This is a genomic window from Bordetella muralis (genome assembly GCF_054781015.1).
This window is the reverse complement of sequence record NZ_BAAGVF010000006.1, coordinates 655,599-681,229: the sequence shown is the minus strand read 5'-3', so window position 1 is coordinate 681,229 and position 25,631 is coordinate 655,599. Positions and strand designations below refer to the sequence as shown.

Here is a 25,631-nt window from a genome sequence, read left to right as displayed (position 1 = left end):
TTGATGTGGTCGATCGAACGTTTATTTCTTTTTTTGGATGCGTTTGTGTCGACTTCATACTATTGTAAGTACGCCGCGAGGGCGCCGGCATACTCAGCGAAGTCCTTCCGTTAGCGGGACGGCGCGCTGATCGGGTCCCGGTTAAATATCAGCCATCCGGCAATGCCCAACATGGCAGAGCCCAACAGGCCATCCTGCAGGCGCATAAACCACGCATTGCGGGTCAACCAGCCCCGGATCCGTGAGGCGCCATAGGCGTAAATGGCGCCCGTCACCAGCCCCAGCATTTTGGAAAACACGCCCAGGACCAGCATCTGTACCCATACCGGGCCGCGCGCCGGATCGGTAAACTGCGGCAAAAAGGCGATCATGAAGATGAACACCTTTGGATTGAGCAAGTTGGTCATGAACCCCTGCCAATAGGCGTCCCGGGCGCTGCCGGGCTGGGCGGTAAGGCTGGTGGCAGTGGCTCGAGCACAGCGGCGCAACGCACGAATGCCTAGATAGATCAGATAAATCGCGCCCAGAATCTTGACCGCGGCAAACAGGGTCTGAGATTCCTGAAAAATCGCCGCCAAGCCCAGCACGACGAGCGGCACCTGCACAAAGCCTGCCGACCAGGTTCCCAGCACACTGATCCATGCCGTGCGAAACCCTTGTGTCATCCCTCGAGTGAGCGTCAGCGCCATGTCCGGGCCCGGAGTGAGTTTGAGCGCCAGATCGGCGGCCAGATACAGCAGGAACACGTGCAGGGTGGGCATGACGGCGGGGCTACGGCGCTGGATGGGGACCAGCTATTATGCGCCATCGTGCAATGGCTTGGTCGGTTCATGGCAATGCCGCACCGGCATCGTGGCGCGCCCGCGACGGCCGGACGTTCTCCGGGGCGATATGTCGGCGACCCTTTATGAGAAATGCACGGAAATGCTGCCCAAAGGGCCGTAATCGGCATGCAGCGTATCACCGCGTGCGACCGCGACGGTACGCGTGAATGAACCGGCGAGCACAATGTGACCAGCTTGTAGGCCGGTGTCGTGTTGCGCCAATTTGTTGGCGAGCCAGGCGACGGCCAGGCCGGGATGGCCCAGTACGGCAGCGGACACGCCGGACTCTTCGATGACGCCGTTTTTGAACAGCAGCCCCGCTACCCAACGCAGATCGACATCGAGGGGTTTGACAGGGCTGCCCCCCAGCACAATCCCGGCGCAGGCTGCGTTATCGGCGATGTTGTCGACAATGCGGCGGGGATACTGGCTGCGGCCGTCAATGAGTTCCAAGGCGGGCACGACATAGTCCGTGGCGTCCAGTACGTCAAACAAGCTGACATTCGGGCCGGTCAAGGGCTTGCCCAGCACAAAGGCCAGTTCCATTTCGACGCGGGGGACGATTAGCGTATCGGTCGGAATGGTTTCACCGTCTTGATAGAACATGGTGTCGAGCAAATGACCATAGTCCGGCTCGTTGATGCCTACCGTACTTTGCATGGCTTTGGATGTCAGGCCGATTTTATGTCCCCGCAGGACTGCGCCACGGCTGAGCTTGTCATCGATGATTCTTTTCTGGATTGCGTAGGAATCCGCGATGTCGATATCGGGAAAAAGGCGATCTAGCTGCTGGCAGGGGACGCCGCTGCGTTCAGCCTCTATCAGCAGTGTGGCGGCGCGCTCGCGATCGGTTGCGTTGAGCATGAGGATTCCTTAAGGATGAGAGATCAATTCGTCGGCTACCGGATTCGACAGCACGCCTATGCCTGAGACTTCAACCTCTACCACGTCGCCGGGCTTCAGGAATCGCGGGGGAGTAAACCTCACGCCCGCACCGATAGGCGTCCCGGTAGAGATGACGTCGCCTGGTTTCAGGGTGGTCCAGATCGAGATATAACGAATCAACTCGGCAAAGGGGAACATCAGATTGTCGGTGCGGTCTTGCTGGCGCAGTTCGCCATTGACGCGCGTACGGACTTCGAGGGGCGCGTGCGGATCGAATTCATCGGCTGTCACCATCCAGGGACCCATTGACCCGCTGGCGTCGAAGTTCTTGCCCTGGGTGACGTTGAATTTGCCGTGTTTCAGCCAGTCGCGTACGGTGCCTTCGTTCAGGCAGGTCAAGGCGGCAACGTGATCCCAGGCATTGTCGGCCGATATGCGACGGCCTGCTTTGCCTATGATCAGCGCGATTTCTCCTTCGTAATCGAGCTGCTCGGACTCTGGCGGGCGCAGCAACGGTTGGCCATGTCCGACAAAGGACCCCGGGAATCGCGGAAATACGCTGGGATAGGCGGGTGGCGCGCTGCCGTCTTTATATTCTTCGTTGCGATTGCCGTAGTTGACGCCGACACAGATGATTTTCTCTGGCGCGACGATGGGCGGCAATATTCGGACCTGATTCAGGCGCAAGCTCGCGGTTCGCTCAGCGGCCAGCCGTTGCAGTATGGGCAAGGCTCGAGCACTCAATACGTCTTTCAGGCTGTCATAGCCCAGGTCATCCAGCGCCACGATGTGCTCGCCGTCACGCAATGCGCCAAAGCCGATACGTCCTTGATGTTCGTACGAAAGCAGTTTCATTGATTGAATCCAAATAAGCGGGCAGGATTATCGACCAGGATTTTTTGCAGCATGGCGGCATCGCCGGCATAGCGGGCGAGTTGATCCACCAACTGCCCCTCGTCAGGAGTGGCCTTGACCGAAACGGGGTGAGGCCAGTCGCTGCCCCATACGATGCGGTCAGAATTGGTGGCGATGAGCGCGTGAGCCAGCGGCAGCACGTCATCCCAGGGATAGCCCGTTCTGGACAGTTTTTCGGTGAGTGACAGCATGACCCAGAAATTGCCGCGCGACAGCAGTTCCTGCAGCTTGCGCAACGTCGGGTCGTTGGCGCCGGCAGTCGGATCGGCGCGTCCCATGTGGTCCAGCAGTACGGGGATATCCAGGTTTTCGAACTGCTGGACTTGCGCCATCATGCCATCAGGTTCAGGCTGGAACTTGGCGTACCAGCCCAGTTCGCGGATGCGCGCAATAGCACGGTCGAATGCCGCAGGCGCCATGCTGATGCCCAGGCCCTGACGGCTGAAACGTGCACCTCGTACGCCGGCATCGTGCAGTTGGGCAATATAAGCATCATCGCGTTCTGCCAGAACAGCAGCGTTGGCGCAGCCTCGATAATTCGGGCCGGCAGCAGCCAGGCCATCGAGTACGACCTGATGATCGGCACCATACGTGGTGGCTTGAACGATGACGCCGCGTTCAATGCCCAGCAATTTATGCAAACGTAGTGCCACGTCGATCGTGGCGCTGGGCATCTCGTAGGCGGCGCCAGCGCGTACGGGATAGCGCTCGGCCGGGCCGAATACATGGAATTGACTATCGCACGCGCCGCGTGGCAGCGAGGTCTTCGGCGCAGTGGGAGACGGATGAAAGACCTGGTATGTTGAGCTCAACGTGTAGCCTCTTTGTCAGTCAGCACCGCAATGAAGTCGCATTCGATCAGCTTGTCGCCGTCCAGGTTGGCCTGCATCGTGTGACGGGCGGGCCGGTTTTGTGGATCAGGAAAATCACGCAGCCACACTGCGTTCAATGCCGCACGTTGGCTGCGGTCCCGCATCCAGACGGTCATCTTGATAATGTCGGCGAGCGAGCCGCCACCGGCTTGGACGATGCGGCGCACATGGTCGAACATCAATTCGCATTGGCGCTCGATCGTGTCGCCATAGTCGCCGGTGGCCGGATCGGTGCCCTGGATGCTGCCTGAATAGAGCATATTGCTGATGCGGCTGGCAGCAGGAATGGGATTCTTATGGCTAAAACCGTCGGCGTAGATACTGCGTCGTGTCATGGAGGGATCCAGAAATCGATGTGAGGATTAGTTCGCGGTGATACCCGCGCGTTCGATGATCGGGGTCCAGCGCGCATCTTCGGCGGCCAGGTATTTTGTGAACGCCTCTGGCGTGCTCGCGCCCGCTTGCGCGCCGAGATCGTCAAAGCGTTGAATGATGGCGGGATCGGCCAGAACCTTGGTCAACGCAGCGCTGAGACGATTCAGAATGTCGGATGGCGTGCCTTTCGGGGCCAGCAATCCCGTGAATGTCGCCGCCTCCATACCGGAAATCCCGGCTTCGGCAAAGGTGGGCACGTCCGGCATCGACGGCACGCGCTCAGCCGTCGTGACAGCCAAGGCGCGCAGACGGCCTTCTTTGACGTATGGCAAGGCGACCGAAATCTGATCAAAATTGAAATCCACTTGGCCGCCTATCAGATCGGTCGTGGCGGGCGCATTGCCTTTGTAGTGGGCCGTCGTCCAATGCGCGCCGGTGAGCGACTGCAGCAGTTCGCTCACCAGATGATTTGTCGTGCCAGCGCCGGGTGAGGCCATGGTGAGTTTGTTGGGATCCTGCTTTGCCATCGCGATCAGATCGCCCACCGTCTTCACCGGCAATTTCGGATTCACTTGCAATACCAGCGGCGTGTACGAGATCGAACTGATAGGTTCGAAATCACGGTCCCATTTGTAAGCCTGGCGCTTGAAAATCAACGGACTGAACAGCAGGGGACCGTTCGCCGCCATGAACAAGGTGTAGCCATCCGGATCGGCGCGAGCAACTTGCTCGCCGGCGATCATGCCGCCCGCACCGGGCTTGTTGTCGACGATGAACGGCTGGCCCAACTCGGCTTGCAATCCCGGCGCGATGAGGCGCGCGGCAACGTCTACATTTCCGCCCGGCGGATACGGGACCACGATCTTGATAGGCTTGTCAGGCCATGCCGCGATGCCGAGCGAAGCGTAGGCGCTGAGCGCGATCGCTGCGCAAGCACGCAGGACGGAAGGGAAATGCATGTCGGTCTCCTGGTTTGTTTCTGCTGTGTTTTTGTTGTGTTGAAACTCTAAAAACTTGAGCCAGAACCGACAATGGAGAAATTCATAAAAAGTCCGAATATTGGACTTAATCAGAAATCTGCTGGAGCCGCATTACGAACACGATCTTCAAACCAGGGAGAATATCGGGAATTTATAGTTCAACATACGGACTGAAAAAGAGGCGTCTTATGCGCATTTCCGCCACGGATCTCAACCCCGAACAGATTTATCGGCTCATGAGCGGCATCGTGGTTCCGCGACCGATCGCGTGGATCAGCAGCCTGAATGCCTATGGGCACGTCAATCTGGCGCCTTTCAGTTGCTATACCTTCGTGTCCAACACGCCGCCCATGATAGGCGTGAACATCGGGCGCAAGGCCGGCGCACGAAAGGACACCGCCAACAACATCGTTGCCCATGGCCATTTTGTGGTGAATATCGGCGACGAGACGCTGCTTGACGCCATTCATATGAGCGCCGAGGAACATCCGCCAGAGGTGAGCGAGGCGGCGCTGCTAGGCTTGTCGGTCCTGCCTGGCGAGGCCATTGCGACACCGCGTATTGCCGAGGCGCCTGTCAGCCTGGAGTGCCGATTCCATAGCGCAACACCCTATGGCGACACCGGAGCCGAGTTCTACGTAGGTGAAGTGTTGGTGTTCCATATCCGCGATGGGTTGCTGCAGGACGGCAAGATCGACACCACGCAATTGCGGCCGATCTGCCGTATCGGTGGGCCGAACTATGCGTCGCTGGGCCCCATCGTGACTAAACGTGCGATACGCCAGACAGCCAAGACGGTGATTGAGAGAAATGCCACATGAGTACAACCTTGACGGAAGACTCAACAGGCGGTGCGCAGACAGTGCGCCGCGCATTAAGCATCTTGCGTCTGGTCGCGTGTGGCCAGGAACGTGGCGTCAGGTTGATTGACCTGGTGCGCATGTCCGGATTGAACCGGCCAACGGTGCATCGCTTGCTCAAGACGCTGATCCAGGAAGGCGCTGTTGAGCAGGACTCTGATACGCGGCGTTATCTGATTGGACCGGAAATCGGTTTGCTGGGATTGGCACGGACGCGGCGGTTCCCGTTGTTGACGGTGGCGGATCCCTATCTGCGGGAGCTCGCTGATGAAGTGGGCGATACCGTGTTCCTGAGCATCCGGCATGGGCACGATTCGATCTGTATTGGACGCCATACAGGACATCACCCTATTCAGGTGCTGTCCATCGAGGTAGGCGCGCGGCGTCCTTTGGGACTGGGAGTTTCCGGGGTGGCGCTGCTGGCTTGCCTGGCGCCCGAGGAAAGCGTGTCTTTGGTGCAGCAGAATGCGACGCGTCTGGAGCTGCAGGGCGAACGCGTCCATGACGTTCTCGCCAGTGTCGAACAGGCGCGTGCGCTGGGCGGCCTGGCGCATAAACCAGCCGGGTTGATGCCGGGCACAAGCGCGGTAGCCGTTCCCATCGCCGGCACAGACGGCCAGGCCTTGGGTGCCGTCACCGTGACGGCGATGGCTGAACGGCTGGCTGAACAGCGCTTTCCTCTGGTGGTGGAGCGCATGCGCCAAGCAGCGGCGGCTATTGCTGCGCGCCAAGCACGCGTTTCCGATAGGCACCTCGAGGGACAGCGATCACGCTCAGTCTGATCCCGCATCGAGTTCGCCCCTGACCGCCACGCCAGGCATGTAACTTGCGCCGCCCAGGCTATTTCGCATTCACGCGTTATTGGGGGCAAGCATGGCAAAGACAGTAGCGGATTTTGTGCTGGCGCGATTGGCAGAGTGGGGCATCGAGCGCGTGTTCGGTTACCCGGGCGATGGCATCAATGGTCTGATCGGCGCATTTGGGCGCGAGGGACAGACCATGCGTTTCATCCAGTCGCGCCACGAGGAAGAGGCCGCCTTCATGGCGTGCGCCCATGCCAAATTCACCGGGCAGATCGGCGTATGCCTGGCAACATCGGGCCCAGGGGCTATTCATTTGCTTAATGGCTTATATGACGCCAAACTGGATCACCAGCCCGTTGTCGCCATTGTGGGCCAGCAGGCGCGATCGAGTCTGGGCGGGGACTTTCAGCAGGAAGTCGATCTGGCGGCCTTGTTCAAAGACGTGGCGCGCGATTTCATACAAGTGATGAGCACAGCCGAACAGGCGCGTCATCTGGTCGATCGCGCCATGCGGATCGCGTTGGAGCGGCGTGCGGTCACCTGCATCGTGATTCCGAATGATGTGCAGGATCTGCCGGCGGTACCGAATCCCCCGCAACAGCACGGCATGATGCATACGGGTATCGGGGCGGTGTCGCATTCGCACGTGCCAGGCGAGGACGCCTTGCACAATGCCGCGTCCGTATTGAACCGCGGACGCAAGGTGGCGATCCTGGCAGGCGCCGGGGCGTTGGGAGCATCGGATGAGCTCGCCCAGGTCGCCGAACGGCTCGGTGCAGGCGTGGCCAAGGCCCTGCTGGGCAAAGCGGTGCTCTCGGACCGCTTGCCCTATGTCACCGGCAGTATCGGGCTGCTGGGCACCGTGCCCAGCTGGAGGCTGATGCAGGATTGCGATACCTTGCTGATGGTCGGTACAACTTTTCCCTACACGGAATTTTTACCGCCAGAAGGGCAGGCGGCTGGCGTGCAGATTGACCGCGACGGGCGTGCGCTAGGCCTGCGTTATCCGATCGAGGTCGGCCTGGCGGGGGATGCGAAACAAACCCTGGCCGCGCTCTTGCCGTTGCTGGAGCAAAAAACCGATCTGGACTGGCGTCACGATATCGAGAAAGAAGTCGCGCGCTGGCGCGAGGTCGTGACTGCCCGAGCGCAGACGCGAGGTCAATTGATCAACCCGCAATTGCCGTTTCTGGAACTGTCGAAACGCTTGCCTGATGACAGTATCGTGACATGTGATTCGGGGTCGGCGGCGAATTGGTATGCGCGTGATGTCGACGTCCGTCCCGGCATGCTGGCGTCAATATCGGGCGGCTTGGCGACCATGGGGTGCGCGGTGCCTTATGCGTTGTCGGGTAAGCTGGCTTGGCCCAGACGCCCCGTTGTCGCGCTGGTCGGCGATGGGGCCATGCAGATGAACGGCATCAATACCCTGATTACCGTTGCCGATCGTTGGCGCGATTGGGAAGATCCCCGTTTCGTCGTACTGGTGCTCAACAACGGCGATCTGAACCTGGTTACGTGGGAGCAACGGATCATGGGCGGCGACCCGCGGTTCCGCGACTCGCAGCGATTGCCGCCGTTCTCGTATGCGGAGTATGGCAAGCTCGTGGGATTGGAGGGCATTCGGGTGACGGATAGCGAGGACGTCCCGTCGGCGCTGGATCGCGCCTTTGCTGCAGACCGGCCTGTGGTGCTGGAGCTCATGACAGATCCCGAGGTGCCGCCGATGCCGCCGCACATTACCGCCAAACAGTTTGGCGCGTATATGCAGGCATTGCGAAAAGATCCGGCGGGTGGCGCTGCGTTGCGAGCCACGTTGAAACAGTGGTGGGCAGGCTGAGCCGCAGGTGCCGCGCGAGAGCAAATTCGCGGCACGGGACTTGCGGCGGATAAAGCCAGGCACGGCATTCTGCGCGTGCACAGATGGAATAGGAGGCGATATGCATAAGCAGCATCACAGTGACGACACCCTCGATCATGACAGTGGCGCCCTGAGCAGATTGGTGCACGGCACCGAAGAGCTGCTGCGCCGTACCGCAGCATTTGGTGGCGCGGACGTCGAGGCCGGACGCGATCGTTTGAAACGCCAATGGGATGCAGCCAGCTCGCGTGCGTCAGATTGGCAGGATGCCGCGGGCGCCGGAATACGTCATTTTTCCCGAGCGGCCGACCGTTGCGCGCATCGCCATGCGTGGGAATCCATTGCGGTGGCAGCCGTCGTTGGTGCGGTCATCACAGCGTGTTTGATGTCGAAGTCTACGCGGCGGTAAGGCGAACACGTATTCGGCTTGAGCACGTGCGCGAGAACTTGAGTAGTCAGTAGCAACTACGAGCCGAACCCGACGCCGGCTCGACGAAACCGAAAACCGATGGGACCCGGATGCACCGGGTCCCATCGATGATTCTTAGTGACGTGTCGAATTGTCCGGCCTCATTCAAGCTGCACTTTTTTGTGCGGCTTTTTCATTGGCGCGGCGCAGCGCCAGAGTATTGAGTTTCTCGTCGGCGCCTTTTTCTTCGGCTAATGTCTCTTTCAGGAGCTTCACCGCTTCTTTGTGTCCCAACTGGTCGGCAAAGGTGCATAGCGTGCCGTAGCTGGCGATCTCGTAGTGTTCGACTTTCTGCGCAGCGCCAATCAGGGCCGCATCCAGGACCGGGCCTTTTTTCAGTTCCTCAATGATGTCTTTGCCTTCTTCGACCAGACCCTCCATCGCCGCGCATTTGATGCGTTTGAGGCGTATGCCCAGGACCTCGACAATCTGGTCGATACGCTCGACCTGGCCTTGGGTTTCTTCGAGGTGACTGGTAAAGGCCTTGGCGAGGTCGGGATCCTCGGCCGCGCGGGCCAGTTTGGGCAGGGCTTTGGTGAGCTGCTTTTCGGCATTGTAGATATCGGATAGCTCATGCACGAACAAGTCTTGCAGGGTTTTCTCAGCCATGAATTTCTCCTAGCGGTGATGTGGCGCAAGATCGCGGCACATCACCGCATACCGCAAGTTCTGTTCCCTGACCCCCGGGGCCACGGCGCATGGGCGTCGTGGCATCGCCGCTATCGGACCGGCTCGGCGATCACGCTTGTGCAGGAGCCAAGGCGCCCGCCCGTTTCAGTCTCAACGCCAGCGCTCCCAACGAGGCAACCGTCGCCAATACGACAACCCCGGTCCAACCATAATGGGCGAGGGCCACGCTGCCCAGCGCTCCGCCAGCTGCCATGCCGATGAACATACCGACCATCAATACGGCGTTCAATCGGCTGCGTGCAGCGGGATCCAGGCTATAGACCAGACTTTGATGCGCAATCAATGACATCTGAATGCCCAGATCAAAACCGATCGTGCTCACCGCGATCAACAGCAATGCTGCTTGCGTAGGCAACATCGGAACAACGGCCATCAGCGCAAAGGAAACCGCGGTTAACAGGGCCCCTCGGCGGCTCACGACGGCCGGGCCGTGCCGGTCCGCAGCGCGTCCTGCCAATGGCGCGGCTAAAGCGCCGGCGGCTCCTGCCAGGCCGAACGCGCCTGCCGCTCCTGCGCCGAGATGAAAAGGCGCGGCATGCAACATGACGGCCAGCGTCGACCAGAACGCGCTGAAGGCCAACGACAATAAACCCTGTGCCAACACTGCGCGGCGCAGCTCGCCATACTGCCGCCACAACGCGCCGAGCGAACCCAACAAGGCGCCGTAGGGCAGGGTGGTCGTCGGCGCAAAGCTCGGTAGACCCCGCGATAGCGCGGCGCCCAATGCGACGATGGCGACGGCTGCCGCCATGAACATGACGCGCCAGCCGAACTGCTCGGCAACCAGCCCGCTGACCACCCGCGACAGCAAGATACCCAAGAGCAGCCCTGTCATCACTGAACCGACGATACGGCCCCGATGTTCGGCCGGGGCCAGGGCGGCCGCGGCCGGAACGATGTCCTGAGCCAGCGTGGCCGTCAGGCCGACGGCGAAACTGGCCGCTAACAAGGTCCCCATGCCTGGGGCCAATCCCGCGAGCAACAGCGCCAGGGCCAACGCCGCGACCTTGCCCAGCATGATGCGCTTGCGATCATAGCGGTCGCCCAGCGGGGCCAATAACAGGATACCCACCGCATAGCCCAATTGCGTCAGGGCGGGGATCCAACCCAGCGCGGCATCGTCCGCGCCAAAGTCGTTCCCCAGGATTCCCAGCATAGGCTGGTTGTAATACAGAGAGGCGACAGCGAGCCCTGAGCCCGCCGCGAGCAACAGCACGCGACTGCTCGACAGGCCCGATTGGCCAGGAGAAGAAAAGGAAGGGCTGGTAGCCGACATGATGATTTTCCCGTGTGAATAACCCGATTCGAAGGGCATGGCGGTATTCTGGACTTGCGTGGTACGTATTGGTAGTCGCATAAAATGCAGAACGGTTATACGATAGACGTATGAGAGAATCCATTTTCGGGGCGGACCGTTTCCAATTGCTGGAAACCTTCGTCCGTATCGTCGAGGCAGGCAGCTTGTCTGCGGCAGCAGCGCAATTGGGGGCGACGCAACCCACCGTGAGCCGCCGTCTGCAGGCACTCGAACGGGCCTTTGGCGTACGGTTGATCCAGCGTTCCACGCATGCGATGGGATTGACCGAGGAAGGGCAGCGCTGTTACGAGCGTGCGCTGGAACTCCTGAAATCCTGGCAGACGCTGGAAGGCGATGTGCATGGCGCGAGCCAGCAACCCGCCGGCACGTTGCGCGTCGTGGCGCCGCACGCATTTGGTCAAGACCAGTTCATCGAGCCGTTGGCCGATTATCTGCGGCGCTATCCCGACATGCGGGTCGAATGGCTATTGCACGATCGCTTGCCCGACTTCATTGGCGAGAATATCGATTGCGCGATTCGGGTAGGGCATGTGCTGGATCCGTCGCTGGTCGCTATCAGGCTGGGGGAAGTCCCACGCCTGGTCGCGTGCGCGCCGGCGTTATTGCAAGGGCGTGCCGTACCCGAACACCCCAGCGACCTGACGGATCTGCCGTGGGTGGCGTTGCATACGTTCTACCGGGAAGACATAACGTTGGTTCACCGCCGAACGGGCGAGCGCGTCCGGGTGGAAATCACACCGCGGCTGTCCACGGACGGTCTGTATGCGGTGGCAAAGGCTATGCGGCTGGGGTTGGGGGCAGGGGCAGCCTCGTCCTGGGCGTTGGCACCGGATCTGGTTGCGGGGCATCTCGTTCACCTCGTGCCGGAATGGACGGCCGAGCCGCTGCCCGTGTATCTGATTTATGCGCCGTCGCGTTTGCAGCCTGTCAGGCTGCGCCGGTTTATCGACATCATGAAAGAACACCTGCCCGCAGAGCTGCAGGCATCGCAAGCAACCGCTCTGTCAGCCGCCGCGCTCTAAGCGCAATTGGTAGGCGTTGTAATAGCAAGCCGCCGCGGCCCTGGCATGGGTCAGCATGCGAGTGCGCACCAATTCCGCATCGCCGGACAGGAATGCTTGATACAGTCCTTGCATGCCATCGAGAATGAGATCGCGCACGTCGGAGTCGTCCATGGTCATCAGCCGCACGACCTGGACGTGGTCGATATAGCGCGAGATGGCGTCGGCTAATTGGCGATTGGGCACCATGATCAGCCAGGCCCATCGAAAACGCGCGTTGTCTCGCATGAACTCGTCGATGTCTCCGGTCTCGTGGGCGTGTTGCGCCTTTTCCAACGACGCGCCCATTTCAGCCAGGCCTTTGGGCTGAGCATGCAGCGATGCCGAGGCAGCAGCCGGTGGTTCGAGCAATGTGCGGATCTCAAAGATCTCGTTCATTTGTGCGAGCGTATAACGGCGCAGCACAAATCCGCGTGCGGTGCCCTCGAGCAGGCCCTCATTGGTCAATTGCATGAGGGCTTCGCGCACCGGCATGCGCGAAACGTGCAGCTCGCAAGCGATGTCATGGTCAACGAGACGGTCTTCCAGGCGGATCTGTCCCATCTGGATGCGTTCTCGCACGATGCCGTAGACGCGTTCGCGCAAATTGGGTTTGCGCGTGGTTTTGCTATGTGTTGTTGTCGTCATGTCCACCGTCATTTTTACATCAGGCCAAACCCCTTCAGGAAAGCGCAAAAGGCAGCAGACTGGAGAGGTTGTTAATCGACCTGTGCCTGAAAGACGCAATACGCCGTCCCCATGCATGCACATTGTGTTTCGTGCACGTCTGCGGGTGTGCCAAACACGAGGGCGGTCACGGCCTCGAGCATACCCGCAATGGCATGGCAGACCGGAGCCTCGTTCGATCCGGCGGCGCTGGCAAACGGGCTATTGTGCACAGTCAAAATCAGCGTCCCTGCCGGTGACCCGTCAAAACGCCAGACGCCCCAGCCTAGATCTGCAGCCGATTCTGCCATGACTTGCAAGAAGGCATCAGTGTCGCCAGCGCCGCTGGCCCGATAAGCACGCGCCGACGCGCCGCCTTGGTCCCGGACCGACGAACGCAGGCTCTCGAGGGCGCGTTGCCGGTCGGCGGCGGGCAGGGCGGTGAACAGACCCATCAGCACATCTGCCCGCATCATGATGTAGCGGCGATCGGCGTCCAGGATCTGCCCGGATGCAGTGTCCCATTTCAATCGTTCGTGTAATTGTCCCATCGTCGCACCTCGGTTTGTTCTAAAAATATACTCTTATATTGGCTATAAGTAGATGAAGTTAGGGTAAATAATTAGTTTAAAGCTCAACTAATCGTGCTTAAATCAAAAACAATATATTCTTTTCCATGCCCAGATTGGGGCTCCCGAAATCATTCCGGCATCGGAGGCCGTATGAGTATCGCGAGGTTGGTAAGAGCGTCTGCCAGGTCTCTGGCATCGTGTTTGTTCATCGCCTGTGCCAGCCTTGCGGCAGGCATGGCCCACGCCCAGGCGCCCGCGACCGAAGAATTGAAAATCGTCTATCCCGTTGACGTGCCGTCCTGGGATCCGACGGCGGTGACGTTTCCCGCGGGGCAGTCGGTTTACAAGGCAGTGTTTGATTCGCCGCTGTTCATCGATGGCGATCTGAAACTGCAGCCCTCATTGGTCAAGAGCTGGAAATGGGCCGACGACAAGAACACGCGGCTGACGATTGAACTGCGGGACGATGTGACCTTTCATGACGGCAGCAAGCTCACGACCGAGGACTTCAAATACAGTTTTTTTGATCGACCCAAGAAAGATAAAAAGCTCGCGATCAATGGGTTCTTTGGTTCATTGAAAGACATCGAGATCGCCAGCCCGACCGAGGCCACGATGGTCTTTACGACGCCGACGCCTACCGCGCCGAGTTACCTCGGGTTCCTCACCTCGTATATCCTGCCCAAGGCCTACATCGAGCGCGTAGGCGAGGACGGTTTTCAGGCGAATCCCATTGGCGCCGGCCCGTACAAGATCGTGCGCTACGAACGTGGGTCTCGTGTGATTCTCGAGGCCTATGACAAGTATTGGGGGCCCAAGCCCGCCATCAAGCGTGTGGTGTTCGAATTTGTGCCGGACGCGTCGGCGCGCGTGGCCATGCTGGAATCGGGCAGGGCAGATGTGTCGGTGCAGATCCCGTTGCGCGAAGTGAACCGTTTGGCAAAAAATGCCGACCTCACTGCCAAGATCTATCCCTATAGCGAGATTTTCATTCTGCAGATGCCTAGCTACGTGGAGGCGTTTCAGAACGAACATGTCCGTCGCGCGCTGCACATGGCGATCAATAAACAAGCTATTTCCAAGGCGTTTTACGGCAACGTGGCCAAGCCCATCTCGGTATTGGCCACCCCGGGATCGCCAGGCGACGTGCCGGGTTACGAGTTCAAATTCGACAAGAAGGCTGCTCAAGAAGAACTCGCCCGTGCGGGCTACGGCCCAGACAAGCCCCTGAAAATCCAATTCCTCTCGACGAACAACGCCTTTCCGAGCGACTACGAAATGGCCCGGGCCATCGTGCAAATGTGGTCGCAGATCGGTGTGCAAGCCGACTTGCAGGAAATCACGCTGGCGAAATATCTGGAGCTGAGCCATTCGTCCAAAGTGCCCGGTGTCATGCTGTATAGCTGGGCCAATGCGACGGGAGACCCCGAGATTTTCGCGGGAAAAATCCTCGATCCGCGCCTGCGTTTCTCTACCTGGAAAGAGCCTGCGCTGGCCAAGACGATTGACGATCTGGCCGCCCTGAGCGATCCCGCCAAGCGTTTCGAGGGCTATCAAGCCCTGGCACGAGAGTCCACCGAACATGCCTGGAGCCTGCCGTTGCTGCAGTCGGTGGCAACGATCGCCTACAAGAAAAACCTCGACGTCAAGGTTTACCAGACTGCCTACATCCTGCCCGCCGAATACCGCTGGAGCAAGTGATGCTGGCTGCGTTGGTGTCCCATTTCATGCGCCGGCTCATGGTGGCGGTGCCCACCATGCTGGCCTTGTCGATCGTCGTGTTTGTCGTGTTGCGTCTGCTGCCGGCCGATCCGCTGGGTATGATGTTGCCGCCAAATGCGACGAATGCCGAGGTCGAGGCGCTACGCCACACGATGGGATTGGATCGATCGTTGCTGGTGCAGTATGGCATTTGGCTGGGGCACGTATTGCAGGGCGATCTGGGCCGGTCTATCAGTTCCGGAGTTCCTGTTACGCAGCTCATCGCACACACTGTGCCCGCCACGTTGGAGCTGTCGTTTGTGGCGCTGTTCCTGGCGTTACTGATCAGCGTGCCGGGTGGACTGTTGTTGTATGTGCTGCACGATCGTCGCGGTGAACTGGTGGCTGACGCTGGGCTGGTGCTGTTGATCTCGATCCCGGGCTTTCTGTGGGGCATTTTTTTGATGCTGGGGTTCGGCGTGTACTGGCCGGTGCTGCCGTTTTCAGGGCGTTTCAGCTCTGATGTCGTCGCTGCGGGGCCGACGGGATTTGTACTCGTTGACTTTCTGCTGCGTGGTCAATTTGGAAATTGGCTGGACGCCTTGTCGCATCTGATTTTGCCGGCTACCGCATTGGCGCTGGGTTTCAGTCCGCTGATTGTGCGCGTATTGCGCGCCAGTCTGCTGGAGGTCAGCCATGAACAGTACGTCACCGTTGCGCGTCTGCGTGGCCAGCCAGAATGGCGTGTGATCTTGCACCACATGTTGCGTAACGCTTTCCTGCCTACGTTGACACTCATTGGTGTGCAGTTTGGTTTTCTGTTCGGCGGCACCTTGCTGATCGAGATGATTTTTTCATTCCCCGGACTGGGCAACATGATGGTGCAGGCCGTTCGCAATCATGATCTGCCCTTGATCCAGGGCGTTTCGCTGGTGTTCTGCGCCGTCATTCTGTTGATCAACGCCAGCGTTGATTGCCTGTATGCCGTCATTGATCCCCGACTGAGAACGAGCTGATGTCGACGTTGCCTATCTCTACGCGCCCATGGCGCACGGGTTTGTCTCCGCTAAAGGCTGCAATGCGTGCCTCGCCCAAGGCCGCCATCGGCGGGGCAATCGTGCTGATACTGGTGCTGATCGCCATATTTGCGCCTTACATTGCGCCCAATGATCCGCTGGAACAAGATCTGTTGTCACCGTTGCTACCCCCGGCCTGGGCGGCCGACGGCATGGCGCAGTTCCCGTTGGGTACCGACAGTCTGGGGCGCTGCGTATTGTCGAGATTGATTTTCGGCACCCGCATCGCACTATGGGTGGGATTGTGCGCCGCTACCGGCGCCATGCTGGCCGGCTGCGTGCTGGCGCTGATTGCCGCGTATTTCGGTGGCCGTGTCGATCGCGCCATTGGCTATCTGGTCGATCTATGGATGTCCTTTCCGCCTGTTGTCCTGTCCTTGATCTTGATGGTGGGCTTGGGGACCGGAGTCGGGAACGTCATCCTCTCGATCATTCTGGTGGACTGGACGCGGTTTTGCCGGGTCGTGCGCGCCGAGGCCTTGAAAATCCGCCGCAATGACTACGTCACCGCTGCACGGTTGATGGGATTTGGCCATCTACGCGTGATTGTGCGGGAAATGCTGCCGGGACTCGTTCCGCTGATTCTGACCTTGTTCAGCCTGCAGATCGGTATCGCCATCATCGTCGAAGCGATCTTGAGCTTTGTCGGTCTGTCTGTGCCTGCCGATGTGGTCGCCTGGGGCGTCATGATTGCCGATGCGCGCAGCACGATGCAGGAGGCCATCTGGACATTGATTGCGCCGGTAGTCGGCATCGTATTGACCGTCTTCGGATTCAATCTGCTCAGCGACGGCCTGCGGCGCGCCCTGGATCCGCGTCAGCGTGCGAGGAATTAAGCCCATGTCCTTATTGCAATTGAGCCATTTGACCTTGACCGTGGACGTTGCGCTGGACAATGCCGGCAATACCGCGCCTGCCGATGTGCTGCGCGATATCACGCTCAGTGTCCCAGAGGGGCAGATGCTGGGGCTGGTCGGGGAATCCGGCGCGGGGAAAAGCATGATCGGGCGCATGGTCGCCGGCACCATTCCCCCGGGTTTTCGTATCAGCCAGGGGACGCTCACATTCAAGGGGCAGGATCTCAATCAGATCAAGCCCGCTCAGCGCCGCGAACTGCTGGGGCGTCAAATTGCTTTTATTCCGCAGGAACCGCTGTCGGGGCTGAATCCTGCATTGACGGTGCGCCAACAGCTTTTCGAGCATCTGCGCCATGTGGGGATCCCCGCTGCGCAACGGGAAAGCTATGCCAGCTCGCGGCTGGCCGAGGTCGGATTGAGCGATGCGAAAAGCATGCTGGCACGTTATCCGCATCAGATGTCGGGCGGCCAATGTCAGCGCATCCTGATTGCAATGGCATTCTGCGGCGACCCTGCATTGATCTTTGCCGACGAACCCACCACGGCGTTGGATGTCATTACGCAGGCGCAGATCATGCAGGTGTTGGCCGAACAGCAGCGGCGCCACAAGACGGCGGTGGTATTGGTGACGCACGATTTGCGCTTGGCCGCGCATGTGTGTGATTCGATTGCGGTGCTGTATGCGGGCGAGGTTGTAGAGCTGGGGGCGGCGCGGCAGGTGCTGGATGCGCCATTGCATCCGTATACGCGCAGTCTGAAAGAGTCGGCGCCAGGCATGGGGAAATCCACCCGGCTGCTGCAGGCCCTGCCGGATTTTATGCCCGGACTGAAAGATTTTGCGCGGATACAAGGCTGCCGTTTTGCCTCGCGTTGCCCGATACGTCAGGACGGGTGCGCCACGCATCATCCTGCCTTGTCATCACGAGATGAGGGACGTGCTGCCCGGTGCCTGGACCATATTCCCGCCTGGCCGGTGAACGAAACCAATGGCACTGATGCTCTCGCGGCACTACGTAATGGCCCACCGCCAGGCAGCCGCTCACCCGTTGTGCAATTGCGCGAGGTGGCGCTCAGCTATCCAGGAGCCGCGCGCTTGTTCCGGGCCAACCGGTCCATCCAGATACTGGAACCGTTGAATGCCCACGTAGAACAAGGCGAGTTTCTCGGCATTGTCGGCGAAAGCGGCAGCGGCAAAACCAGCTTGGCGCGTTTGATGGCAGGCATGGTGGCGCCGACAGCGGGGCAGATTGAATACCCGGGTTCTGTCAGCGGCAACAGGCGGCTCGGGACGAGCATCCCCCTGGCAGATCCGCGCGATGTGCAATTGGTTTTTCAGAATCCCGATTCGGCATTGAATCCCCGGCGTCGCGTCGGCTCGCTGGTCACGCAGATCCTGGAGGTCAGCCGCCAAGCCCGTCTGCGCGCAGGCGCTGCGTCCCATGACCGCAACCAGATCGCACAACAGTTGCTGGCCTCAGTGGGTTTGCCTCCCGAGGCGGCGGATCGTTTGCCCTCGCAGCTGTCCGGCGGTCAGAAACAGCGTGTCAATATCGCACGCGCCTTGTGTGTGACACCACGGATGATCGTGGCCGACGAAATCGTATCCGGCCTGGATGTCTCGGTGCAGGCCTTGATCCTGAATCTCTTGCTGCGACTCAAGCAAGAACTAGGGATTGCGCTGGTGTTCGTATCCCACGATCTGGCCGTGGTGCGGTATCTCTGTACGCGCGTGCTGGTGCTGCACAAAGGCCGCATCGTCGAGCAGGGGCCGACCGATCAGGTGTTCGAGCAGCCTAGCCACGCCTATACCCGTGCGCTGATCGCGGCCGTTCCGCCAGACTCGGCTGCTGACGCGTGGAGGCCTGCGGTCCAGGATGCAGACGGTGCCTTGCACGCAACGCCTGCCGTACAGCGTGCTGCTGCCTAGGCGCGGTTGTTCTGGAGCCGTGCCGCCGCCCCGTTGCCAACATTTATCAACTAGTTATACAGCCTCGTGGCTGGATTCTTTTCTGTTCCCGGCACAAATACCCGGGCTATTCGGAGCAACCGATGCGTGAGTTCTCATCCACAACACCGCTGCGATCCCTGATCGAGCCGGATCGTGTCCATCGGGACCTGTATGTGGATCCCGATCTCTATCGAGCAGAAGTCGAGCGCCTGTGGAAACGCGCCTGGGTTTATCTGGGACACGAGAGCCAGATACCGAACGTCGGCGATTACGCCACCATCGATATCGTCGGGCAGTCGCTGATCATGCTGCGCAAAAGCGCCACGGAGGTCGTCTCGTTGATGAACCGGTGTGCACACAAGGGCAGCCAGCTGGTGCACGAGCGTCAGGGAAATTGCGGAAAATTTCTCCGTTGTCCTTATCATGCCTGGACCTATAAGCTCGATGGTTCGTTGTTGTCGGTTCCCCTGAAAAACGACTACGAGGGCACGCAGCTATCCAGCTGCCCCTCGGGAAAAGGGTTGTCCAGTCCCGGCGCGACGATGAATTACCAGGGCTTTGTGTTCGTACGCCTCAGCGAAGAAGGCCCTGATTTCGAGTCCTATTTTGGCGAGGCGCTGGCCACGCTGGACAACATCATCGCCCGTGCGCCGGAGGGCGGGGTAGAGGTATTGGGCAAACCGCTGCGCAATATCATTCGCTGCAACTGGAAGCTCTATCTGGAGAACGTGAACGATACCGTGCACCCGATCTCCACGCACGAGTCCGCAGCCAGCGCGGCCAAGCATGTCAGCGAACACCTGCCTGAGGACAGCGATACCGTTTTGGCGATGGAGCAATTGCTGCCATTTGGCGCCGGCTACAGTTTCTATTCGGAAATGGGCGCTCGCGTGCTTCCGCATGGCCACAGCGTGCTGGGTACGAAGTTCAGCATCCATACGGGTTATGCGCCGTTGCCGGATTATCAGGCTTCGCTCGAATCCCGCTACGGCAAGGACGAGGCCGAACGCATCCTCAGTTTCTCGCCGCAGAACACCGTGCTTTATCCCAGCCTCGCTGCGAAAGCCTCGCCGATGGTGTTGCGCGTGATCCGTCCGTTATCGGTGGATGAAACGATGATCGAAGTGTGGGCCTTTGCCCCCAAGAACGCGCCGGCCCGATTGCGTCAACGCGCCGCATCCTATGCGCGGCTGGTGTTTTCGCCCATGTCGGTCGTTGCACATGATGATGTGCACCTGTTTGAAAGCCAGCAGCAGGGGCTGCAATGCGCGGGTAACGAATGGCTGAGCCTGCACCGCGGCTATCGGGACGGAGAGATCGAGGCAGGCGCCATATCGCTCGATAGCGGGAACAACGAGCTGGTGATTCGCAATCAGCACCGAGGGTGGCTGGGACTGATGGAGGATGCGTCATGAGCCGGGTTATTGCTGATGGTGCTGACGGTGGGGGCATTGTGAATCCGATCATTGCGCCAACAACACAGGAAACTGCAGCCTTGCATACCGCATTGACGCAATTTGTGTATCACGAGGCGATGTTGCTCGATACGCGGCAGTACGAGGCGTGGCTGTCCTTGTTCGCGCATGACGGTTTGTATTGGATGCCGTTATCTCCCGACGGCGATGACGGCGCGATAGACTCTGCGCCGCCAGACGAGTCGCCTGCCTTGTTGTACGAAGACCTATTGCTCTTGCGTCTGCGCGTGCAGCGATATGCCAACCCGCGCGCCCATTCGCTGCATCCGGCAGTGCGAGGGCTGCGGGTGTTGCAGGCCCCCGCGGTCATCGGTGCCGACGAATCGTCCGGCACTTTTTACACGCGTACGCCGTTCATGTATGTGGAAACGCAAGGCGATACACAACGCGTGCTGGCAGCGACGGCATATCACACGCTGGTGAGGCAGTCAGGAGCATGGCGAATACAGCAAAAGAAAGTCGTGTTGCTCAACGCCGATGCGAGTTTGCCGGCGATACAGTTGTTGTTGTAGATGGCGCCGAGATCAATCGTCGCTCATCAGTTGTTGTTGCAGGCGACGCCTAGGTCAATCGTGGCCGATTGAGTCTGCTGCCGGATCGAGGACCGGGGCCTCGTTGATGTCAGAGTCCCGCTCCAGCAGGCGTCCCGCTTTGGCAGAGAGCGCCGCCCCGGCCCGGTGATAGCTCACCACACTGGCGACGCTCGCATGCCCCGTCATGGCCATGGTCTCCCCGAGCGGCAGTCCCTGTCGGCCAGCCTCGGTAACGAAGCCTGACCGCAGGCTGTGGGCGGCGTAGTCTCCCGACAGGCCGGCCAGCGCTGCACGCGCCTGCACGATCTTGCGCACGGCTTCGGCGCCCAACCCCTCGCCGATCACGCCCCCGCGCCGGACACGGCGAAACAAAGGTCCGGATGTAATGGCTGCGGCGGTCAGCCACGCCTCTAATGCCGCCGCTGCGCGCCCCACGACAGGTTTGTGGCTGTCGGCACGCTCGACGCCGTCCTGGTTGGTCTTGGAATACCCCAACGTGTAAAGAAATCCCTCGGGAACGCGCCGGGTGTTTTCCATCGTGGCGCGCATGACTTCCGAGCGGCGGCGACCGCCACTGGCCCACGCAAACAGCAGCAGGGCGCGATCACGCAACCCGATCAACGAGTCGTCGCAGGTCGCCAGGAGCTGTTCCAGCGGCTCTTTGGTCAAGGCGTCTTTGCGCGCCGGGCGTTCGCCGCGTTTCGCATAGGCGCTGCGTACGCGTTCCAGCAAGGTCTGTACGGCCCGGCTGCGGCAGGGGTTGGGCAGATCCTGCGTTTCGTGGGCCTCCGACAGCACCGCGAGACGATGGCGGACCGTCGCGAGCTTGAAAGGTCCCACCTTGCGTTTGACCTTGGCGGCTACCAGCGCCGCGTCCACCTCTGCAGGCAAGTCGTACGCCAACCCCTGATTCGTGACGTGTTCAACGTGATCGGCGATGAATTGCATCACCGTATTGACCGGCAGGGGCAACAGAAAGGGCGACCCCAGGCGCAATTGATGCCACGCCGCCCAGTATTGAATGGCCGATCGATAGGCGGCGAGGGTGTTTTCCGAACTGCCTTCACGCAGCAACGATTGAATCGATGCCTCGCTGGCGCCGAGACTGTCCTGCAGTGGCCCGGCATCCTGAGCGCGTGGCACGACGGCTTGCGAGGGATTAAATCGGTCGTTTTTCACTGAATTTCTCGCCAGATCATGAGATATGTTATAAATAATATGTAGTACGTATTAAATAATACAGAATTAGCTTTTTAGATCGGATAACTATTAATTATCCGCTCTAATTTGCCACAACCCCACGCCGGCGCCAAGCTGGCCGCATTCGGACATTCAGAGAATCATCATGGCGATAGGCGTTCAAGAGGCAGACGTCTGGGCAGCGGCAGATGCACTGCTGCAGTCGGGCGAACAGCCGACAATCGAGCGGGTGCGCCTGCATCTAGGGCGCGGTTCGCCGAATACGGTCGGACCGCATTTGAAGACCTGGTTTCGCGGATTGGGGGAACGCTTAGGGGCAGGCCACAGTGGAATGAATGGGGTGCCCGATGCCGTCACGCGCGCCGTCAATCACGTATGGGAGACCGCGTTGGCTGCTGCCCGGGATGAATGGTCCGCCGTCTCGACCCGCGAGCGTGCAGAGCTGGCAAAAGCAAAAGAGGCGCTTCAGATAGACCATACGGCGTTACAGCAGATCCGGGAGAGGCTGCAGACCCGTGAAGCGGATTTACAAGCCAGCGCTCAAGCCGCGTACGCTCAGGCGTCTGCCGCCGAGACCCGTCTGCAGGCTGCCGAACAGCAAGTCAACGAAGCCACACAGGCATCCAAGGCGCTCGATGCGGAACTGGTCCGTACGCGGGAGCAGATCGCTGCGCTGCAGCAGGCATTGCACCAGGCTCAGACGTCGCATCAGGAAGCATTGGCCGCCGCCGAGGCCCGGCACGCTACACACGAGGGTCGCTGGTTGAGCGAAATTGACGAGCAGCGGCAGGCATTGAAAAAAGCCAGGGACGAGCTGAGCGCACAGCGTAAATCCGCAGCCCGTGACAATGCACAACAGGCTGAGGCGGCCGCCGGCGCGAGACAAGAAGCCCAGAAGCTGAAAGAGGCACTGGCTGCAGTCCAAGCCGAACATGCGCGCTTGAATGTGCAACTGGAGACGGATCGAGAAAGTGCCCGGCTGGCTCAAGCAGGACTACTGCAAAGGCAGGCTGACCTGGAAAGCCGGCTGCAAGAGCTGCGCGCCCAGATCACGGTGAAAGACTCACAGATTGCAGCCTTGACCCAGCAGATGATTGCACGACAGCCTGCCACCCGGGCACGCAGACCAAAAACGTAACTGCGCGCAGAGTAATTGCAATTGTTGATGTGGATCAATACCTTACATATCCGATCTGATATCCTGGAATGGTCGCGTTCATTCAACCTTTTCCATGGAGCAGATCATGTTCAAGATACTCGTTCCTATAGACGGCTCAGAATCCGCGTTGCGCGCTCTGCAGGCAGCCATCGCCATGGCGGGACAGCACGGCGATGCTGAGTTGCATTTGCTAAATGCGCCTTTACCCGTGTTGTCCGGCCACGCCAAGATGTTCCTGGACAAGAACGTTGTCCAGGACTACTACAAAGAAGAGGGCGAAAAGGCGCTGGCTGTCGCCCGAAAAGTTGCCGAAAACAGCGGCGTGAAATTTGTCACTGCGATCCAGGCGGGTCATTCCGCACAGACCATCGTCGACTACGCCCGCGCACAGCAATGCGGCCAGATCGTGATGGGCACTCGCGGCCTGAGCGCGCTGCCAGGCATTTTGCTCGGCTCGGTGGCCAACAAAGTCATTCATCTCGCAGACGTGCCTGTGACTCTGGTGAAATAGTCCATCAGAGCAAGGCTTCCGGTGAAGTCTCCGAGCCGGAGCTCGCCGGGCCAGGGAGCCTCGGGGCGGCGTGCCAGAATGCCGGATTTCCATTATCATTCAGCTTTCTGTCAGCAAAGGACGTCTGTCTGGACGGCTGTGATAGGCCGAGACTGGCGCGTCCTCTTTTATGAGCAACGAGCCTCCTAGTACCCCCGCGCCGCGAGTGATCAAGCTGCGGCGCCTCCCTCTGAGGGCCTTGCCCCTCGCGCAGTCTTTTTCCTCTCACGAGGCACAGGCTTGGCCATGGCGCCAAGCACGACGGCCGCTCGTGCATCTCTACCTCTATCGAGACCGGGGCCTGGCCCCGCCTGGCGCCATCGCAGCGCTCGGCCGGCCTCGCGCATGTTGACCCCGGATTTGTCCTCTATTGCGGCCGCATCGCGCCGTGACGACTGCTATTGCCCTTTTCCTTTACTAGGATCTCTGCATGTTTTTTGACTGGATGGCCGACCCCACTGCGTGGTTGGGTCTGGCAACACTGATTATTCTGGAAGTTGTCCTGGGTATCGACAACCTGGTCTTTATCGCCATCCTGGCCGATAAATTGCCGCCCGAGCAGCGCAATCGCGCGCGCGTCATCGGCTTGACGCTGGCGATGCTGATGCGTCTGGGCCTGCTGGCGAGTATCGCCTGGGTGGTCACGCTGACCGAACCCCTGTTTACCGCGTTCGGGGCCGAGATTTCCGGCCGGGATCTGATCCTGATCCTGGGGGGCCTGTTTTTGCTGTTCAAGGGGACCATGGAGCTGCACGAACGGGTCGAGGGCAGGGCGCACGGCGAGAGCCAGAAAGTCCAGCATGCCGTGTTCTGGCAGGTCATTCTGCAAATCGTCGTACTGGACGCGGTGTTCTCGCTCGACTCTGTCATTACCGCCGTTGGCATGGTGCAGGAATTGAGCATCATGATGATTGCCGTGGTGGTCGCGATGGCAGTCATGATGCTGGCCAGCCGTCCGTTGATGGCGTTCGTCAATCGCCACCCGACGGTGGTGATCTTGTGTCTGGGCTTGTTGCTGATGATCGGTTTCAGCCTGGTGGCCGAAGGTCTGGGTTTTCATGTGCCCAAGGGCTATCTGTATGCCGCGATTGGCTTTTCAGTCGTGGTGGAGGCCTGCAACCAGTTGGCCCGCCGCAACCGCAGCCGGCGCACGCAGAATCTGACCGGCCGTCAGCGTACGGCGCAAGCTGTGTTGCGATTGCTGCGAGGCGGAAAGAGTCCGGCGGACCAGAATGCCGTGGAGGACGTGGCTGCCCTGGTCGATGGTGCCGGCGAGCCCGGCTTTGCTCCGGAAGAAAGCCAACTGGTGGAGCGTGTGTTGGGCATAGGCACCCGCAGCGTGAGGTCCATCATGGTGCCGCGCGGCGAGATGGTCTGGCTGGACATCAAGGATCCCGTGGATGCCATCGTCAAGAAATTTTCCGCTGGCCATGCGCGCATGCCTTTGTGCGACGGCGATCCGGCCAATGTCATCGGCGTTGTCCATTTCAAGGATCTGCTGCACAAGCTGCAGTTGCCCAACGCGATCGATCTGGTTGAGCTGGCGCGCAAACCCTATTACATCCTCGAAAGCACGCCGGTGCTGAAGGTACTGGATGTGTTGCGCCAATCGCGCGAACATATGTTGATCGTCGTGGACGAGCATGGTGGATGTGCAGGCTTGGCCACGCCGCTGGATGTGCTGGCGGCTGTGGGCGGAGACCTGCCGGAAGACGCGGACGAGCCCCCGCAGGCGACGAGGCTCGCCGATGAGACGTGGTTGCTGGACGCCGCCATGCCTATTGAAGAAGTACGATTACTGCTGGCGAGTCCGGAAATGCATCCCTCGTTGCCCGACGCTACCTTGGCCGGTGCGCTATTGAGGGTGGCGGAGCGCTTGCCGGAGGTGGGGGAAACCATCCGCTGGGGCGAGTGGACGTTCGAGGTGACCCAGCGTGATGGCTTGCGCATCAGCCAAGTCCGTGCCGAGCGGATCGCCGGCCCGGATGAGCCGGCATGATGC

The 25,631-nt window shown here is 60.0% G+C and carries 25 protein-coding genes; 14 read left to right on the top strand and 11 right to left on the bottom strand.

Annotated features, from left to right (window positions below):
- Positions 1-110 precede the first annotated feature (110 nt).
- The 6 genes from ACYVIT_RS14165 to ACYVIT_RS14140 form a co-directional block, all read right to left on the bottom strand.
- The gene (locus tag ACYVIT_RS14165) at positions 111-761 is read right to left on the bottom strand and encodes a LysE family translocator (protein WP_415805196.1); all 651 of its coding nucleotides are present in this window, start codon (positions 759-761) and stop codon (positions 111-113) included.
- A gap of 144 nt (positions 762-905) precedes the next feature.
- Positions 906-1,688, bottom strand: a complete 783-nt coding sequence (gene hpaH / locus ACYVIT_RS14160; RefSeq protein WP_415805195.1) for a 2-oxo-hept-4-ene-1,7-dioate hydratase — start codon at positions 1,686-1,688, stop codon at positions 906-908.
- Between the two features lie 9 nt (positions 1,689-1,697).
- Positions 1,698-2,564, bottom strand: a complete 867-nt coding sequence (locus tag ACYVIT_RS14155; protein WP_415805194.1) for a fumarylacetoacetate hydrolase family protein — start codon at positions 2,562-2,564, stop codon at positions 1,698-1,700.
- Positions 2,561-3,436: an amidohydrolase family protein gene (locus ACYVIT_RS14150; RefSeq protein ID WP_415805193.1), complete on the bottom strand. Its 876-nt coding sequence runs from the start codon at positions 3,434-3,436 to the stop codon at positions 2,561-2,563. Before ACYVIT_RS14150 ends, ACYVIT_RS14155 begins: the two co-directional genes overlap by 4 nt.
- Positions 3,433-3,831 carry a RidA family protein gene (locus ACYVIT_RS14145; RefSeq protein ID WP_415805192.1) on the bottom strand — a complete coding sequence of 133 codons (399 nt, stop codon included), beginning with the start codon at positions 3,829-3,831 and terminating at the stop codon, positions 3,433-3,435. The genes ACYVIT_RS14150 and ACYVIT_RS14145 overlap by 4 nt, the downstream gene beginning before the upstream one ends.
- A gap of 27 nt (positions 3,832-3,858) precedes the next feature.
- On the bottom strand, positions 3,859-4,830 hold the full coding sequence (locus ACYVIT_RS14140) for a Bug family tripartite tricarboxylate transporter substrate binding protein (RefSeq protein ID WP_415805191.1): 972 nt from the start codon (positions 4,828-4,830) through the stop codon (positions 3,859-3,861).
- Between the two features lie 209 nt (positions 4,831-5,039).
- Here ACYVIT_RS14140 and ACYVIT_RS14135 point away from each other — a divergent pair, with 209 nt between their 5' ends.
- The 4 genes from ACYVIT_RS14135 (at position 5,040) to ACYVIT_RS14120 (ending at position 8,784) form a co-directional block, all read left to right on the top strand.
- Positions 5,040-5,672 carry a flavin reductase family protein gene (locus tag ACYVIT_RS14135; RefSeq protein WP_415805190.1) on the top strand — a complete coding sequence of 211 codons (633 nt, stop codon included), beginning with the start codon at positions 5,040-5,042 and terminating at the stop codon, positions 5,670-5,672.
- The gene (locus ACYVIT_RS14130; protein ID WP_415805189.1) at positions 5,669-6,493 is read left to right on the top strand and encodes an IclR family transcriptional regulator; all 825 of its coding nucleotides are present in this window, start codon (positions 5,669-5,671) and stop codon (positions 6,491-6,493) included. Before ACYVIT_RS14135 ends, ACYVIT_RS14130 begins: the two co-directional genes overlap by 4 nt.
- 91 nt (positions 6,494-6,584) lie before the next feature.
- Positions 6,585-8,354 (top strand): thiamine pyrophosphate-requiring protein, encoded by a 1,770-nt coding sequence (locus ACYVIT_RS14125; protein ID WP_415805188.1) that lies wholly within the window; start codon positions 6,585-6,587, stop codon positions 8,352-8,354.
- A 100-nt stretch (positions 8,355-8,454) separates the two neighbouring features.
- Positions 8,455-8,784, top strand: coding sequence for a glycine zipper domain-containing protein (locus ACYVIT_RS14120; RefSeq protein WP_415805187.1), 330 nt, complete (start codon positions 8,455-8,457; stop codon positions 8,782-8,784).
- A 165-nt stretch (positions 8,785-8,949) separates the two neighbouring features.
- Here ACYVIT_RS14120 and ACYVIT_RS14115 read toward each other — a convergent pair whose 3' ends face one another.
- Both ACYVIT_RS14115 and ACYVIT_RS14110 read right to left on the bottom strand, forming a co-directional pair.
- Positions 8,950-9,453: a YciE/YciF ferroxidase family protein gene (locus ACYVIT_RS14115; RefSeq protein WP_415805186.1), complete on the bottom strand. Its 504-nt coding sequence runs from the start codon at positions 9,451-9,453 to the stop codon at positions 8,950-8,952.
- Positions 9,454-9,583: 130 nt separating this feature from the next.
- Entirely contained in the window at positions 9,584-10,810 is a 1,227-nt protein-coding gene (locus ACYVIT_RS14110; protein WP_415805185.1) for an MFS transporter, read from the bottom strand.
- Between the two features lie 110 nt (positions 10,811-10,920).
- On the opposite strand from ACYVIT_RS14110, the gene ACYVIT_RS14105 reads away from it, so the two are divergent.
- Entirely contained in the window at positions 10,921-11,874 is a 954-nt protein-coding gene (locus tag ACYVIT_RS14105) for a LysR family transcriptional regulator (RefSeq protein WP_415805184.1), read from the top strand.
- On the opposite strand, the gene ACYVIT_RS14100 is transcribed toward ACYVIT_RS14105, so the two are convergent.
- Positions 11,857-12,540, bottom strand: coding sequence for a GntR family transcriptional regulator (locus ACYVIT_RS14100; protein WP_415805183.1), 684 nt, complete (start codon positions 12,538-12,540; stop codon positions 11,857-11,859). The two genes, ACYVIT_RS14105 and ACYVIT_RS14100, sit on opposite strands and share 18 nt — an antisense overlap.
- 71 nt (positions 12,541-12,611) lie before the next feature.
- Positions 12,612-13,109 (bottom strand): V4R domain-containing protein, encoded by a 498-nt coding sequence (locus ACYVIT_RS14095; protein WP_415805182.1) that lies wholly within the window; start codon positions 13,107-13,109, stop codon positions 12,612-12,614.
- A gap of 255 nt (positions 13,110-13,364) precedes the next feature.
- Between ACYVIT_RS14095 and ACYVIT_RS14090 the strand changes: the two genes are divergently transcribed.
- The 6 genes from ACYVIT_RS14090 (at position 13,365) to ACYVIT_RS14065 (ending at position 20,699) form a co-directional block, all read left to right on the top strand.
- A complete protein-coding gene (locus ACYVIT_RS14090) occupies positions 13,365-14,831 on the top strand; it encodes an ABC transporter substrate-binding protein (protein ID WP_415805181.1) in 1,467 nt (488 codons plus the stop codon).
- The gene (locus ACYVIT_RS14085; protein WP_415805180.1) at positions 14,831-15,847 is read left to right on the top strand and encodes an ABC transporter permease; all 1,017 of its coding nucleotides are present in this window, start codon (positions 14,831-14,833) and stop codon (positions 15,845-15,847) included. The genes ACYVIT_RS14090 and ACYVIT_RS14085 overlap by 1 nt, the downstream gene beginning before the upstream one ends.
- Positions 15,847-16,743, top strand: coding sequence for an ABC transporter permease (locus ACYVIT_RS14080; RefSeq protein WP_415805179.1), 897 nt, complete (start codon positions 15,847-15,849; stop codon positions 16,741-16,743). Before ACYVIT_RS14085 ends, ACYVIT_RS14080 begins: the two co-directional genes overlap by 1 nt.
- Before the next feature lie 4 nt (positions 16,744-16,747).
- A complete protein-coding gene (locus tag ACYVIT_RS14075; RefSeq protein ID WP_415805178.1) occupies positions 16,748-18,691 on the top strand; it encodes a dipeptide ABC transporter ATP-binding protein in 1,944 nt (647 codons plus the stop codon).
- 122 nt (positions 18,692-18,813) lie between these two features.
- Entirely contained in the window at positions 18,814-20,127 is a 1,314-nt protein-coding gene (locus ACYVIT_RS14070; protein ID WP_415805177.1) for an aromatic ring-hydroxylating dioxygenase subunit alpha, read from the top strand.
- A complete protein-coding gene (locus tag ACYVIT_RS14065; RefSeq protein WP_415805176.1) occupies positions 20,124-20,699 on the top strand; it encodes an aromatic-ring-hydroxylating dioxygenase subunit beta in 576 nt (191 codons plus the stop codon). The genes ACYVIT_RS14070 and ACYVIT_RS14065 overlap by 4 nt, the downstream gene beginning before the upstream one ends.
- 54 nt (positions 20,700-20,753) lie before the next feature.
- On the opposite strand, the gene ACYVIT_RS14060 is transcribed toward ACYVIT_RS14065, so the two are convergent.
- Positions 20,754-21,794: a site-specific integrase gene (locus ACYVIT_RS14060; RefSeq protein ID WP_415805277.1), complete on the bottom strand. Its 1,041-nt coding sequence runs from the start codon at positions 21,792-21,794 to the stop codon at positions 20,754-20,756.
- 271 nt (positions 21,795-22,065) lie between these two features.
- Here ACYVIT_RS14060 and ACYVIT_RS14055 point away from each other — a divergent pair, with 271 nt between their 5' ends.
- From ACYVIT_RS14055 to ACYVIT_RS14045, 3 genes are all read left to right on the top strand, one after another.
- Positions 22,066-23,058, top strand: a complete 993-nt coding sequence (locus ACYVIT_RS14055; protein ID WP_415805175.1) for a DNA-binding protein — start codon at positions 22,066-22,068, stop codon at positions 23,056-23,058.
- Between the two features lie 106 nt (positions 23,059-23,164).
- Entirely contained in the window at positions 23,165-23,590 is a 426-nt protein-coding gene (locus ACYVIT_RS14050) for a universal stress protein (RefSeq protein WP_415805174.1), read from the top strand.
- 469 nt (positions 23,591-24,059) lie between these two features.
- The gene (locus ACYVIT_RS14045) at positions 24,060-25,628 is read left to right on the top strand and encodes a TerC family protein (RefSeq protein ID WP_415805173.1); all 1,569 of its coding nucleotides are present in this window, start codon (positions 24,060-24,062) and stop codon (positions 25,626-25,628) included.
- Positions 25,629-25,631 lie beyond the last annotated feature (3 nt).